The following is a 14972-nucleotide window of genomic DNA, read 5'->3' as shown; positions in this document are numbered from 1 at the left end:
GTAGAAAAGAGATAAAAAAATAGATGAAAAGAACTTGGAAAACGTTGTTTCTCCAAGTTCTTTTTTTTGTTTTCTAAGTATTTGAAAGTTACTTTTGTTATTTAACGTTTAGGTCAATTTTAGACAGTTTTTGTTCAAAAAGCGATATTTATAGTGAACAGTATTACTGCTATATTAAGGATATAAAATGAAAGCGTTTAAAAAGGTGGCGTAAAGATGATTATTAAAGAAGAGATTTTTGTACCTAAAGAATTAGTGAAAGAAAAAATTGACCTACTCGTTGAAAACCTGACAACGATCAAAGACGATAACGGTGATTTTTTATTGGACTTTGATGGATTGAAAGTAGATGACAAAAGCTGGACAGTATGGAATTGGCCACAAGGTGTCGGATTATACGGTATTTATAAAAATTACCAGATGACAAAAAATCCTCGCGCTTATCAAGTAGTCAATGAATGGTTTGAAGATCGGATGGAAGAAGGCGCTCCGCCAAAAAACGTCAATACGATGGCCCCATTGTTGACGATGGCTTACTTGTATGAAGACACGAAAGATTCACGATATTTGCCTTATTTAGAACAATGGGCAGAATGGGTCATGAATGACATGCCTCGGACAAATGAAGAGGGGTTGCAACATGCCACATATGGACCGGAAAATAAGAATCAGCTGTGGGATGATACATTGATGATGACAGTGCTTCCTTTGGCAAAAATCGGGAAACTGTTGAATCGCCCAGAATATTTAGAAGAAGCACGTTACCAGTTTATGATCCACATCAAATACTTGATGGATAAGCGGACAGGGTTGTGGTATCACGGCTGGACGTTTGAAGGAAATCATAACTACGCCGAAGCATTTTGGGCTCGTGGAAACTGCTGGTTGACGATTGCTATTCCAGAAATCATCGAGATCTTAGAACTATCGAAAGAAGATGCATTGCGCAAATTATTGATTGAAACACTTGAAGCACAAGTGCGCGCATTAAAAACTTATCAATCTGAAAGCGGTTTATGGCATACGTTGTTAGATGATCCTTCTTCTTATGTGGAATCTTCTGCAACTGCAGGATTTGCTTACGGTATTTTGAAAGCGGTCCATAAACGTTATTTGCCGCAAGAATATAAAGAAGTCGCTTATCGTGCTATCCAAGGATTGCTTGAACAAATCGATGAAAAAGGAGAAGTCCAAAACGTTTCAATCGGGACAGGAATGGGGGATAGTTTAGATTTTTATCGGAATATCGGAATCACAGCAATGCCTTATGGACAGTCGTTAACGGTGCTTTGTTTGACAGAATTGCTAGTCTCTTATTGTTAAAAGAAAGGAAACCCATATGAAAAAAACATCACTGCTGTTTGCAGCAAGTTCGCTTAGCCTAGGTCTGCTAGGTCTAAGCGGCTGCGGAAATAATTCTAGTGTGGCAACTGTCGCAGATGCAGACGTAAATGAGACAGTTACCTTGCGCTTTGCTTATGCAAGCAACAGCCAGCCGGTAATTGATGCAATGAATGAATTTGGGCGTTTAGTAAAAGAAAAAACAGATGGTTCCGTACAGATCCAGTATTTTCCAGATGGACAACTGGGTGGAGAACGTGAACTGATCGAGTTGACACAGTCAGGAGCAGTAGATTTCACAAAAGTAAGTGCCTCAGCATTGGAAAGTTTTTCTAAAGATTATTCGATTTTTTCAGTTCCCTATCTATTCAATGATGAAGAACATTTCTTTAAGGTGATGGATAATGAAGAAATAATGGAACCAATCTACCAATCAACCAAAGATTTAGGGTTTACCGGATTGACCTATTATGATTCTGGTCAACGCAGTTTTTATATGGTAGATGGACCAATCCATACACCGGAAGATTTGAAGGGAAAGAAAATCCGTGTGATGCAAAGCGAAACAGCTATTAAAATGGTAGAGCTTTTAGGCGGTTCGCCAGTCCCCATGGGAAGTGATGAAGTATACACTTCTCTTCAATCCAATTTGATCAACGGATCAGAAAACAATGAATTTGTCTTGTATACAGCTGGACATGGCGGGGTAGCTAAATACTATTCTTATGATGAGCATACACGTGTGCCCGATATCATCATCATGAATGATGCTATCAAAGAACAGCTGACTGCTGAACAGGAAAAAGCGATTGAAGAAGCAGCAAAAGAATCGACGGTTTTTGAAATCGAAGCTTTTGCCAGAGCAATTGAAGAAGAAAAAGCTTTAGCACAAGAAGAACATGGAGTTCAATTCAATGATGTAGATAATACACCGTTTCGAGAGGCAGTCGCGCCGATTCATGATACATTCAAAAACGATCCTGCCTACAAAGACCTTTATCAAAAGATCCAAGAGCAAGGAGCGTAGCTGTGATGAAAATGATTTTAAATAAGGTGTTAGAGATCCTAGGAGCTGTTTTGCTTGTTGGGATGGTCGCTGTCGTTTTATGGCAAGTATTTTCCAGAACGGTTTTAGGAAATCCAAATACGGTCACAGAAGAGCTTGTCCGATTCGGTCTTGTCTGGTTTGCCATGTTATCTTCCGCGTATGTTGTGGGACAAAAAGCACATTTAGCCGTAACGGTTTTAAGTGAAAAATTATCTGGTAAAAAAAGTAAGATTTTAGAAGTCGTTGTTCAAAGTTTATTTCTGGTATTTGCTGCGATGATCATGGTGTATGGCGGATGGAATGCTGTCACATTGACAATGGGGCAGATCTCACCTTCTTTAAGCATTCCGATGGGGTACGTCTATTTGTCAATACCTGTCTCAGGTATACTCATCATTATCTATAGTCTGATCAATCTAATCGATACATTAAGCAACAAGCCAGCAATTCAAGAAAAAATATAAAAATGGAGGAATAAAATGGCAATAGAAGCCGGATTAGTGTTATTTTTTGTATTTGTCTTGTTGCTTGTATTAGGGATGCCGATTGCTATAAGTATTGCGTTCTCATCAATGATGACTTTATTGTTAGTTATACCGTTTGATGTTTCTGCTTTTAGTTCAGCTCAAAAAATGGTGGGAAGTATCAACAGTTTTTCGCTCATCGCTATTCCGTTTTTTGTTCTTTCAGGTATTATCATGAATAATGGAGGGATAGCCAAGAAACTAGTGGATTTTGCGATGTTGTTCGTCGGACGCGTACCGGGGGCTTTGGCTCATACGAATGTGTTAGGGAATGCTTTATTTGGTTCCATCTCTAGCTCAGCCATTGCCGCTTCTACCGCGATTGGCGGAGTCTTGATTCCTCAGCAAGTGGAAGAAGGATATGACCGGAAGTTTGCGACAGCGGTCAATATCGCGTCAGCTCCGACAGGTATGGTCATTCCTCCAAGTACTGCTTTTATCATGTATTCACTTGTTGCTGGTGGTGCTTCGATTTCGGCTTTATTTATGGGAGGTTATCTCGTAGGGGCTTTGTGGGCACTAGGAATCATGCTAGTAGCATTCATCGTTGCTAAAAAGAATAAATACCCTGTTGTCGAAAAAGGACAGATGGCTCATGCTGGAAAAATAATAAAAGAGGCGATTCCTAGCCTTCTATTGATTGTCATCATTATCGGTGGTATCTTGACGGGGATATTTACAGCAGTAGAAGCTTCAGCGATAGCTGTCATTTACTCCCTGCTGATTGCTATGTTTTACTATAAAACGGTAAAACTAAAAGATATACCTAATATGTTGTTTCAATCAGTAGCAATGTCAGGGACGATCATGTTCTTATTAGCTACTTCTTCCATGATGTCTTTCGCCATGGCGTTTACCGGTATTCCTCAGGCAATTAGTTCATTGATTATGGGCGTAACGGATAATAAGCTAGTGATTCTGTTATTAGTCAATCTTGTGTTATTACTTGTGGGCATGTTTATGGATGTAGCGCCTGCTATTTTGATTTTTACACCAATATTTTTACCGATCGTCACAAGTGTAGGGGTTGATCCTGTACATTACGGGTTGTTTTCAATCATGAATCTGTGTGTAGGATCCATCACGCCGCCTGTAGGTACAGGGCTGTATGTCGGTGCAAGTGTAGGAGGCGTAAAAGCAGAGGCAATGCTGAAACCGCTTCTTCCGTTTTATGGGATTATCCTAGTCGTCTTGTTTTTGATTACCTATTTCCCGCAAATCGTCATGTGGCTACCCAATATGCTGAGTTAGGAGAATAATTATGTTGAACATTACAATTAGAGGACATGATCTTTCCCAAGTCCAAACGATAGAAGAGCTTGCAGAAAAAACAAAAGAACAAGGGATCCATACACTGCAGCTCGCCTTAGGTCTTTCGTTTCCTGAAATATCTTCTGGCGCAAATGAAATCAATTCTGGGATGGGAAATTATGTCAAACGAGTCTTAGAAAAGCAAGAAGTGTCCGTAGGAATTTTAAGTTGCTATATCAATATGATTCATCCAGATTTAACGATACGAGAAGAGTTGCTGACAAAGTTCGAGCAGTATCTTCACTATGCTTCTTCCTTTGGTGCGTCGATGGTTGCTTCGGAAACTGGATGTGTCTTGCCGGAAATCCAATATACGGAAGAAAATTTCACAGATGAAGCATTTGCTGAAGCAGTGTCCGTTATCCGTCGCTTGGTAAAATCTGGAGAAAAATACCAAATGATGGTGGGGATAGAACCAGGTTTGAATCATCCGGTGTATTCTTTAGCAAGAGTAGAGCAGCTGATCCAAGCAGTGGATTCGGACTATCTAGGAATCATTTTAGATCCGACAAATTTGATCACAAGTACTAATTATCAAGAACAAGTCCAATTGGTAGAAGAAGCTTTTGAGCGTTTTGGTGAAAAGATATGTGCGGTTCATTTGAAAGATTTTCGTGTCGAACAGGAAAAAATCGTGCCGGTAAATTTGGGAGACGGTGTGATCGAGTACACAAAAATCAAAGAAATCATCAAGAAGAACCGTCCGTATCTGTATGTGGTTCTTGAAGAAACAAAAGATGATGGGATTCGTTATGGAAGAAGTCTTCTTGAATAATGTAAAGAAGACATTGATTAACTAATATTTAGAATGGAGGGGGCGGGGCTAGAAGAGGTCACGTCTCTTCTTTTTTATAAGAGTCTATAAAAGCAGCTCTTTTTGATTACAAAAAACGTGATATAATATAATTGTGCACAACTGAACAAAGGAGGTGCAGCACATGCTCCAAAAGAAAATAAGCGGTGAACAAGTCAATACGATGGTTTCTGATCAGTATGAAATCTATCATGTCAAAGATGTCGTCAGCCAAAATAAAACAATCTACCATCACCATGATTTCTATGAGATCCATGCTACATTAAAGGGTGAAGCGACTTTTTATTTGAACGGACGGCAATTTACGATCAAAGCAGGAAGTGTGCTGCTCATCCATTCCAACGATTTGCATCGTATTGTCCGCCAGTCTTCAGATGTATTCGAGCGTGTCTATATCTTTGTTACCCCTTCTTTTCTGGAAAGTCGTTCCACGCCGTGGTCTAATCTATCGGCTTGTTTTCAACCAATGGGAGAGAAAAGGAGTCGTGTATTGCAAGTCGAACAGGAAGTATTGAAGCAAAAATTATCATTTATCGACCATCCTCCTGATAAAAAAATTTACGGTGAAGATATAAAATATGAACAAGCTCTGGTAGAATACTTGATTTTTCTCAATCAAGTAGTACAAAAAGAAGAGAGTGCGCAAGAACAGAATGCTGTAGTTCCAAATGAGCGTGTGGAACAAATGTTGCAATATATCTCAAAAAATTTATCTCATCCGCTTTCTTTAGAGGAAATGGAGAAGCAATTTTTTGTCAGCAAATACCATATCACCCGAGAATTCAAAAAGTACACTGGATTTACGTTTCATCAGTATGTAATGAAGAAAAAGCTGATCTATGCCAAGCACTTGTTGCGAGAGTACCGTAGTTCTAGTGCTGTATATAGTAAAAGTGGTTTTTCGTCTTATCCACATTTTCTGAAAGCATTCAAGAGAGAGTTTGGTATAACGCCTAAAGAATTTTTGAAACGCGATACACAAAACCAGCTTGTTCATTATGAACATTTTGAAGATGAACAATGAGAATGATTGCTCAAAAAATAACCGAAGTAGCTGCTGTTGTTTATATAGAAGCAGAAACTGCGGTTATTTTATTTTTCTACTATAAATATTTAAAAAAAGTGCGTACATATTATATGAATCAGCTAAATTTACGAAAATCTCTCGGTGATAATCCAGTTTTTGCTTTGAACAAGCGACTAAAGTAAGCAAAATTCTCAATTCCGATTTCTTCGGAAATCATTCGAATAGTAAATTCTGTATACCGAAGAAGGTCTTTAGCGTAAGAGAGTTTTTTGCTGATTAAATAATCAATTGGCGGAGAACCGATGAATTTGGAAAAATCTTTGCTCAGCTGATATTTATTCAGTAAAAATTGCTGTTCTAATTGATCAAGTGTGATCGTTTCTTTGAAGTGTTCGTCCAAGTATTGCTTAAGCTTATAAACGTAAGGTGGGATATCTTCTTCTTCGAAATCCAGCTGATACTTCTGCAAAATCAGTTCATTCAACAGCTCGTGGATAGCTACAGAGGACTGGAAATCGGTACGGGCATTCGCACCTTGCTGCATGTGGATCAATTCTGTGATCAGATGATGGATCTTGTTTTCTGATGGATCACCTGTCGAATGGAAGGTGTTATGGCCATCTTTTGTGAATTCTTGATAAAATGATTGGACGCTCTGACCATTCAAATGGATCCAATCCATTTCCCATGGTTCTTCGCTAATCGTTTGATAACGCTGATATTCTTGGCAGTCAATAAAAAAGAGGTCTCCAGCTTTTAGCTGGTGCTGATTATCTTTATATGTAAGCAAACCTTCGCCAGACAAAGTAAATTTTATCAAATAAGAAGGTAAATGTGCTCGTTCAGTATAGTAAGGGACCGGCGCTTTAAAGTAACCGATTTCTTGGATATAAAAAAATAAATTCCTACTTCTTTGCGTAGGTGTCAAGATCACTCTTTTTGAGTCTTCCGACCATGAGTGATTGGCTTTTTCCCAGTAATCCATGTAAACACTCCCAACTTGTCAAGATAATGCAATTATATACCAAAATAGTGTGAAGCAAAATATAAGTTTATGTAATATGATAGCATTGTTAATAAATGATAACGCTTTATTAATGAAGCGTTAATCAACAATAAAGTAAAAGAGGTGGAGAAATGAATCCGACATTTGTTGCCATCGATATCGGTGCGTCAAGCGGACGACTAATGAAAAGTACGAGGAATGATGAAGGTTCTTTAGTCTTGGAAGAAGTACACCGATTCAAGAACGGCTTTCGGAACAAAGACGGTCATGACCGCTGGAAGATCGATTATCTTATCGAAGAGATTTTGATTGGATTTGAAAAATTAAAGAAAACAGGGATCGATCACTGTTTTGCAGGGATCGATACATGGGCAGTCGATTACTGTTTGATTGACGAACAAGGGGAACGGATGAATGATCCGATCGCTTATCGGGACGATCGTACCGATGAAGCAGTAAAACAGTTTTCTGAAAGCTATTCTCTAGATAAGTTGTATGAGCAAACAGGGATTCAGATCCAGCCTTTCAATACCTTATTCCAATTGTTTGTCGAAGAAAAAGACCATTTGGCAAAAGCACATAAATTATTATTGATTCCTGATTATTTAGGCTACGTCTTTACTGGCAATATGGTGACGGAGAAAACCAATGCGTCTACTATGCAGCTGCTGAATGCAGGAACAAAAGAGTGGGAAACAGAACTTCTTGAAAAAGTTGGTGTCTCGAAAGAATTATTTCCTCCATTGACAGAGCCGGGAACGATACTAGGAGATTTGCAAAAAGAAAAATTCTCAACATATGATTTGCCAGATGTGACCTTTATCACAGTAGCAAGTCATGATACGGCGTCAGCTGTATTAGGCACACCAGGGCAAGGAGAACATTGGGGCTATATCAGCAGCGGGACATGGTCGCTTTTAGGGATGGAAACAAAGATCGCCAATGTTTCTCGCGCCGCTTTTTCTGAGAATTACACGAATGAATGGGGCGCTCATAATACGGTGCGTTTTTTGAAAAACATCATGGGGATGTGGTTGATCCAGGAAGTTGCTCGAATGCAGGAGTACGAATACAGTTACGCGGAATTGGCAGAACTTGCTGCAAAAGAAAAGCCGCTGCAACAAGTGATGGAAATCAATGCCCCTCGATTTTTGAATCCTAAAAATATGATAGAAGAGATTCAGCAATACTGTTTTGAAACAGAGCAGCCAGTCCCTGTCTCACCGGGAGCTATCGCTCGTTGTGTGTATGATAATCTTGCTCTTTGTTACGCACAAGAGCTGATCAAAGTAGAACACTTGACTGGAACGAAATTGGAAAAACTGCACATCGTAGGGGGCGGATCGAATAATCGCTTACTGAATCAATTGACAGCAGATTATGCCGGAATCATTGTAGAAGCAGGTCCTAGTGAAGCCACAGCAATCGGGAATGTTGCCATGCAAATGCTCAGTACAGGTCAGTTTTCGAATATAGAACAAGCAAGAAATGTAATCAAACAGTCGTTTCCATGTGAAACTTTTTACCCAGATGAAAATAAGCAAAACACGATGGAATGGTACGTGAATAAAATCAAAGGAGTAATCGTATGAACATGATTGAAAGAAATTACGAACAAGCAAAAGAAAAATATGCAACTATCGGTGTAGATACAGATGCTGTACTAGAAAAGATGCAGGACATCAAAATTTCTATGCATTGCTGGCAAGGAGACGATGTCAAAGGTTTCTTGACACCGGATGGCGAATTGACTGGTGGAATCATGGCAACAGGAAATTTCCCAGGAGCTGCACGGACACCCGAAGAGCTTAGACAAGATTTGGAGAAGGCATATTCGTTGATACCGGGCAAACATAAGTTGAATCTTCATGCTATCTATTTGGACACAGAAGAAGCGGTCGATCTCAATGAGATTGAGCCGAAGCATTTTGAGAAATGGGTAGAGTGGGCAAAAAAAGAAGAAATCGGTCTTGATTTCAACCCGACTTTCTTTTCGCATCCAATGATGAAAGACGGCTTTACATTAGCTCACCCAGATAAAGAAGTTCGTGAATACTGGATCGAACACGGGAAAAGAAGCCGCAAAATCGCAGAATACTTTGGAAAAGAAATTGGACAAACATGTATCAATAACTTTTGGGTACCTGATGGGATGAAAGACAATCCAATCGACCGTTTTACCCCACGGAAACGTTTGATGGAATCGCTCGATGAAATTTTTACAGAAGAGCTAGATGAACGGTATGTACAAGATGCAGTAGAAAGCAAACTATTTGGTTTAGGCGCTGAAGCTTATACAGTCGGTTCCCATGAATTTTATATGGGTTACGGGTTGACTCGTGACAAACTTGTTTGTCTAGATGCTGGACATTTTCATCCAACAGAAGTGATTTCCAATAAATTGTCTTCCTTAGCGTTATTCAGCAAAGGAATCATGTTGCACGTTTCTCGTCCAGTTCGTTGGGATTCAGATCATGTCGTTTTGATGGATGATGAATTGCAAGAAATTGCTAAAGAATTAGTCCGTAACGAATTACTGGAAAAAACGAATATCGGTCTGGATTTCTTTGATGCAACGATCAATCGTATCGCTGCTTGGGTCATTGGTACGAGAAATACACAAAAAGCATTGATGAAAGCTATGCTGGAACCAGTTGAGCGATTGAAAGAAATGGAGCTGGCTTTTGACTTTACTTCAAGAATGGCTTACACGGAAGAATTGAAAGATTTCCCGTATGCCGATGTATGGAATTATTTCTGTTACAAAAATCAAGTTCCAGTTGGTTTGGATTGGCTGGAAGAAGTCCAAGAATATCAAAAAGACGTGTTGGGATTAAGAAAATAGGAGTGTGGCTATATTGAAAAAAATAGATATTTTACAAGCGCCTTATGTGAAAGAAATGATTGAAACGACATCGAATCTTTATCGCTTGGGATGGGATGAACGAAATGGCGGGAATATTTCTTATTTACTCAAAGAAGAAGAAATCACACCGTTCTTGGATCCTGAAAAAGTGACCCGCCGCATCTCGATGATTTTTGATGCCAGCCGTTTAGCAGGATGCTATTTTATTGTAACTGGTTCAGGAAGATATTTTAAAAATGTAGCGAGCGAACCTGCCGAAAACCTTGGAATCGTTCGAGTTGCCGAGGATGGCAAAACATTAGAGCTTTTGTGGGGGTTAGAAAATGACTGCCTTCCTACAAGCGAGTTGCCAAGTCATTTCATGAGTCATATCGCCCGTTTAGAAGTAGACCCAGATAATCGGATCGTTATGCATTGCCATGCTAGCCATTTATTAGCGATGAGCTTTACGCATGAATTAGACGAGCGTTCCTTTAGTCGTACGCTGTGGCAAATGTGCACGGAATGCCTAGTTGTTTTTCCAGAAGGGATTTCCATCATTCCGTGGATGGTTCCGGGAACAAATGAGATTGGGGAAGCAACAGCTGAAAAAATGAAAGAAACTCGATTGGTTTTATGGCCGCAACATGGAATCTACGGGTCAGGAAAAGACATGGATGAAGTCTTTGGTTTGATCGAGACAGCAGAAAAGGCAGCAGAAGTCTATACGTACGTCAAAGCGCAAGGACCAATCTTGCAAACAATCACAGATGAGAATTTGTGGCGCTTAGCAGATGCGTTTGGTGTTACTCCGAAAGCAGGTTATTTGGAGGAAGTTCATACGAAAGCAGGTGTCTGACATGGTGAAAAAAGCCTTTTGCATGAAAGTTTACCCAGAAAAACAAGAAGAATACAAAAAAAGACATGATGAACTTTGGCCAGAGATGCGCACAGCGCTTCGTGAACATGGGGTCATTGACTATTCGATCTATCTTGATCCGAGTACAAGTTTATTATTTGGTTACTTAGTGGTCGAAGATGAAGAGTTATGGGGAAAAATGGCAAATACACCGATCAATCAAAAATGGTGGAAATACATGGAAGATATCATGGAAACAAATCCAGATGCCTCCCCAGTCAGCCGTGAATTGACGCCAGTCTTTGAACTGTAGCAACAAGCAACTGAGCAACCGGTTGCTTGAAGTTCTTTCGTTTTTATTGTGAAAAATAATACAAATTAGGAGGAATAGAAAATGAGTAATCGAATGATTTTAAATGAAACATCGTATTTTGGAAAAGGAGCGATTGAGTCAATCGTTCCCGAATTTCAGCAGCGAGGATTCAGCAAAGCAGCTGTCATTACTGATAAAGGATTGATCGAACATGGCATAGCGACAAAAGTAACAGAGCTTTTGGATAATGCAGCAATCGATTATGTTTTATACGACGGGATCGTACCTAACCCAACGATCCAAAACGTAAAAGACGGAGTGGCTTTTGTTAAAGAGGCAGAGGCAGACTGTTTGATCGCAATCGGTGGGGGGTCGCCAATCGATACGGCAAAAGCCATTGGGATTATTTTGACGAATCCAGAGTTTTCAGATGTCATCAGCTTAGAAGGTGTTGCTGATACAAAAAATCCATGTTTACCTATCTTAGCTGTACCAACGACTTCTGGGACAGCAGCTGAGGTAACGATCAACTACGTCATCACAGATGAAGCAAATCACCGGAAATTCGTCTGTGTCGATCCTCATGATATCCCAATCGTTGCGTTCATCGACAGTGACATGATGATGGGAATGCCAAAAAAATTGGCTGCATCAACAGGGATGGATGCTATGACGCATGCTATCGAAGGGTTGATCACAAAAGGCGCTTGGGAAATGACTGATATGCTGCATTTGAAAGCAATTGAAATCATTGGTCATTCTTTGGAAGCTTCTGTAGAGTGTAATCAAAATGGAAGAGAAAAAATGGCATTAGGACAATATATTGCAGGAATGGGCTTCTCAAATGTAGGTTTAGGACTGGTACATGGGATGGCTCATCCGTTAAGTGCATGGTACAACATCCCACATGGTGTAGCGTGTGCAGCGCTCTTGCCAACGATCATGAAATATAACAAAGAATATACTGGAGAAAAATACCGTGAAATCGCTCTTGTACTAGGGCTCAAAGGTGCATCTGAAATGTCTTTAGAAGATGTAAGAGATGCAGCTTGCGGCGAGATCGATCGGTTAAGCAAAGCGGTTGGAATCCCAGCAACCATTTCTGAGTTAGGTGTAAAAGAAGCGGATATCCCAGCAATTGCAGAAGATGCTCTGCGAGATGTATGTACACCAGGAAATCCAAGAGAAACGACAGTAGAAGAAATCATTGCCTTATATCAAAGCTTGATGTAAAAACGAAGCGGATCTTTAACTTTGAGTTGCCTATAAAGAGAAATAGCAGTTTGTATCCGGTTATCTCTTTTAAATTGATGGTATTTCCGCTATAATTTTTCTTATAAAGAAATAGGAGAATATTATATGGAAAATAAAAAACCTTATGGAACTGTATTGATCAAAGCTTCTAAAATACTAGACTATTTAGCAGAAAATCCAGACATCTCTTTGCAGACGATCGCAAAGGGTGTGGAAATGACTTCTTCTACAGTCTTGAAAATACTAGATACTTTATTGATGATCGGCTACGTAAATAAAAATTCAGAGAAAAATTATCGTTTAGGTGCAAAGCTTATTCGCTACGCGAATAAAAACATTGAACAAATCGATTTGGTAGAACTGACTTTACCGTTTTTAGAACAGTTGCAGCAAAAGATCGATGAGACTATCCACTTAGGGGTATTGGACAACAATGAGATTTTGTACGTGAACAAACTAGATCCAAAACATCAAACGATCCGTATGTCTTCAAAAATCGGAATCACCCGACCATTATACAATTCTGCGATGGGTAAAGCCGTATTAGCAGAATTCAGTGAAGAGCAGTACACTGATTATCTTGAAAAACATCCGTTAATTCCTTACACAGAGTACACGATTACCAATGCCTTGCGTTTGAAAAAGGAAATCCAAACGGTAAAAGAAACCCACGTCGCATTTGACGATGAAGAAATCGAACGTGATATTTTTTGTATAGGAGCCTCAATCGTGAAAAACGAACAAATCATTGGTGCATTTAGTGTAAGTATGCCGAAATATCGTTTAACGGATGAGACAAAAGAACAAATAATCAGTGCCCTCAAGCAAACAAAAAGCGAAATCGAGCAAAGAATTCAAAAATAATGAAAAAAGCGTTTGCATTTTTTCTTTTCTGCCGTATAATATGGGTATAGATTTCCAAGTTGTAAAATAAAATTTCTAAATAGGAAATAGGTGGAGAAGATGAAAAAAATTGATATTTTATCTCGATTGAAAAACGCCGGAGTGATTGCGGTCGTACGCGGAAAAAGTAAAGAAGAAGCTTTGAATGCTTGCCACGCAATCATCAAAGGTGGTCTAACTGGTATTGAGTTGACTTTTACAGTCCCTCAAGCGGATCAAGTAATCAAAGAACTTTTATCATTCTACAAAGACCAACCAGAAATAGTGATTGGCGCAGGCACAGTATTAGACGCTGTCACAGCTCGCTTGGCTATCTTAGCTGGCGCAGAGTATATTGTTAGCCCTTCCTTTGATCAAGAAACGGCAGAGATGTGCAATCTGTATCAAATTCCTTACTTACCAGGATGTATGACTATTACCGAGATCAAAACAGCGCTGAAAAGCGGGGTAGATATCGTCAAACTATTTCCTGGAAGCGCTTATGGACCAAGTATCATTTCTGCCTTCAAGGCACCGATGCCTCAAGTCAATATCATGCCAACTGGTGGTGTGAGTCTGGACAATATGAAAGAGTGGTTCGATGCTGGTGTCGTAACAGTCGGAGTAGGTGGGAACCTTTTAGCACCTGCAGCTACAGGAGATTTTGACAAAGTAACAGAAGTCGCGCAACAGTATGCAGCAAAAATGAAAGAAATCAAGAGGTAACTGCTTATGGGAAAAGTAGTGACACTCGGAGAAATCATGTTGCGATTGTCCACAGAACAGGGAACCCGCATCGATTCAAGTGAACGATTCGCTGCCCATTATGGCGGAGGGGAAGCAAACGTAGCAATTTCTTTAGCTAATTACGGACATGACGCGGTTTTTGCTACCAAAGTACCTGATAACGCGTTGGGAAAAGCAGTCAAAAAGCACTTACAATGTTATGGAGTAGATACGAAACAGGTATTATCTGGCGGGCCAAGACTAGGTACTTATTATATGGAAACTGGTAGTGGCGAACGCGCCGCCTCAGTAATCTATGATCGTGCCGGATCAAGCTTTGCTGAAATGGATCATTTGGAATGGTCGCTAGAGGAGTTATTCCAAGGAATAGATATATTTCATGTTTCAGGAATCACCCCAGCTTTGTCTAAAAAATGGCAAAAAATGACGAAACAAGTGATAGAAGCTGCAAAAAAAGCCGGCTGCCTGATCAGCTTCGATATCAACTATCGCGGGAAATTATGGACACAGCAAGAAGCCAGCGAAGTAATCCATCAGCTTTTACCTTTAGTAGATATCTGTTCAGCTGGAAAAATGGATGCTCTTTATTTGTTAGGTATCGAGAAAGCGCCAGAAGCAGAAGAACAACCGCTGATTTATTATTATCAAAAAATGCAGGAAAAGTTCCCGAATATTCAGGTGTTTTATTCGACCAAACGTACCGTTCATTCAGCAAGTGAAAATGAATTGAAGGGGACATTGTGGATGAACCATGAATATGTGGAATCCCAAGTCCATAGAATCACCCCGATCGTGGATCGAGTAGGTGGCGGGGATGCTTTTGCAGGTGGCGTGCTCCATGGGATTTTATCCAATATGCCCCCGCAAGAAATCATTGATTTTGCTACGGCAGCTTCTGCCTTGAAGCATACGATCCATGGGGACTGCAACCAATTCAGTCAAGAAGAAGTCGCACAATTTTTAGCATGCGGCTCTGGAAAAATCATTCGATAGAAGGAGTA

Annotated in this window: 15 protein-coding genes; 14 read left to right on the top strand and 1 reads right to left on the bottom strand. The window is 39.9% G+C overall.

The features are described 5' to 3' along the window. Nucleotides 1–216 precede the first annotated feature (216 nt). The 6 genes from A5816_RS09855 (at nucleotide 217) to A5816_RS09830 (ending at nucleotide 6062) form a co-directional block, all read left to right on the top strand. Nucleotides 217–1323: a glycoside hydrolase family 105 protein gene (locus A5816_RS09855; protein ID WP_010731789.1), complete on the top strand. Its 1107-nt coding sequence runs from the start codon at nucleotides 217–219 to the stop codon at nucleotides 1321–1323. A gap of 16 nt (nucleotides 1324–1339) precedes the next feature. After that, nucleotides 1340–2368: a TRAP transporter substrate-binding protein gene (locus A5816_RS09850; protein WP_010731790.1), complete on the top strand. Its 1029-nt coding sequence runs from the start codon at nucleotides 1340–1342 to the stop codon at nucleotides 2366–2368. A 5-nt stretch (nucleotides 2369–2373) separates the two neighbouring features. Next, nucleotides 2374–2853, top strand: coding sequence for a TRAP transporter small permease (locus A5816_RS09845; protein WP_002328053.1), 480 nt, complete (start codon nucleotides 2374–2376; stop codon nucleotides 2851–2853). Between the two features lie 15 nt (nucleotides 2854–2868). After that, nucleotides 2869–4164, top strand: coding sequence for a TRAP transporter large permease (locus A5816_RS09840; RefSeq protein ID WP_086311252.1), 1296 nt, complete (start codon nucleotides 2869–2871; stop codon nucleotides 4162–4164). 10 nt (nucleotides 4165–4174) lie between these two features. Next, on the top strand, nucleotides 4175–4999 hold the full coding sequence (locus A5816_RS09835; RefSeq protein ID WP_002374253.1) for a sugar phosphate isomerase/epimerase: 825 nt from the start codon (nucleotides 4175–4177) through the stop codon (nucleotides 4997–4999). A gap of 163 nt (nucleotides 5000–5162) precedes the next feature. Continuing rightward, a complete protein-coding gene (locus tag A5816_RS09830; protein ID WP_002374255.1) occupies nucleotides 5163–6062 on the top strand; it encodes an AraC family transcriptional regulator in 900 nt (299 codons plus the stop codon). A 118-nt stretch (nucleotides 6063–6180) separates the two neighbouring features. Here the strand turns inward: A5816_RS09830 and A5816_RS09825 are convergent, their stop codons facing one another. Then, nucleotides 6181–7050, bottom strand: a complete 870-nt coding sequence (locus A5816_RS09825) for an AraC family transcriptional regulator (RefSeq protein ID WP_002293387.1) — start codon at nucleotides 7048–7050, stop codon at nucleotides 6181–6183. A gap of 152 nt (nucleotides 7051–7202) precedes the next feature. On the opposite strand from A5816_RS09825, the gene rhaB reads away from it, so the two are divergent. From rhaB to A5816_RS09785, 8 genes are all read left to right on the top strand, one after another. Next, the gene (gene rhaB, locus A5816_RS09820; protein ID WP_086311251.1) at nucleotides 7203–8663 is read left to right on the top strand and encodes a rhamnulokinase; all 1461 of its coding nucleotides are present in this window, start codon (nucleotides 7203–7205) and stop codon (nucleotides 8661–8663) included. Next, nucleotides 8660–9916 carry an L-rhamnose isomerase gene (gene rhaA / locus A5816_RS09815; RefSeq protein WP_086311250.1) on the top strand — a complete coding sequence of 419 codons (1257 nt, stop codon included), beginning with the start codon at nucleotides 8660–8662 and terminating at the stop codon, nucleotides 9914–9916. The genes rhaB and rhaA overlap by 4 nt, the downstream gene beginning before the upstream one ends. Nucleotides 9917–9929: 13 nt before the next feature. After that, entirely contained in the window at nucleotides 9930–10775 is an 846-nt protein-coding gene (gene rhaD / locus A5816_RS09810; RefSeq protein WP_002293380.1) for a rhamnulose-1-phosphate aldolase, read from the top strand. Nucleotide 10776: 1 nt separating this feature from the next. Then, nucleotides 10777–11088, top strand: coding sequence for an L-rhamnose mutarotase (gene rhaM / locus A5816_RS09805; RefSeq protein WP_002293379.1), 312 nt, complete (start codon nucleotides 10777–10779; stop codon nucleotides 11086–11088). A gap of 81 nt (nucleotides 11089–11169) precedes the next feature. Next, nucleotides 11170–12321 carry a lactaldehyde reductase gene (gene fucO, locus A5816_RS09800; protein WP_086311249.1) on the top strand — a complete coding sequence of 384 codons (1152 nt, stop codon included), beginning with the start codon at nucleotides 11170–11172 and terminating at the stop codon, nucleotides 12319–12321. A gap of 126 nt (nucleotides 12322–12447) precedes the next feature. Further along, nucleotides 12448–13206, top strand: a complete 759-nt coding sequence (locus A5816_RS09795; protein WP_002374264.1) for an IclR family transcriptional regulator — start codon at nucleotides 12448–12450, stop codon at nucleotides 13204–13206. Between the two features lie 99 nt (nucleotides 13207–13305). Continuing rightward, nucleotides 13306–13950, top strand: coding sequence for a bifunctional 4-hydroxy-2-oxoglutarate aldolase/2-dehydro-3-deoxy-phosphogluconate aldolase (locus A5816_RS09790; RefSeq protein WP_002288242.1), 645 nt, complete (start codon nucleotides 13306–13308; stop codon nucleotides 13948–13950). A gap of 6 nt (nucleotides 13951–13956) precedes the next feature. Continuing rightward, nucleotides 13957–14964, top strand: coding sequence for a sugar kinase (locus A5816_RS09785; protein ID WP_086311248.1), 1008 nt, complete (start codon nucleotides 13957–13959; stop codon nucleotides 14962–14964). Nucleotides 14965–14972 lie beyond the last annotated feature (8 nt).

Source organism: Enterococcus sp. 3G1_DIV0629 (assembly GCF_002141285.1).
GTDB classification, from domain to species: Bacteria; Bacillota; Bacilli; order Lactobacillales; family Enterococcaceae; genus Enterococcus_B; species Enterococcus_B lactis.
The sequence above is the reverse complement of the archived record's forward strand: the minus strand, read 5'-3'. Positions and strand labels throughout refer to the sequence as shown.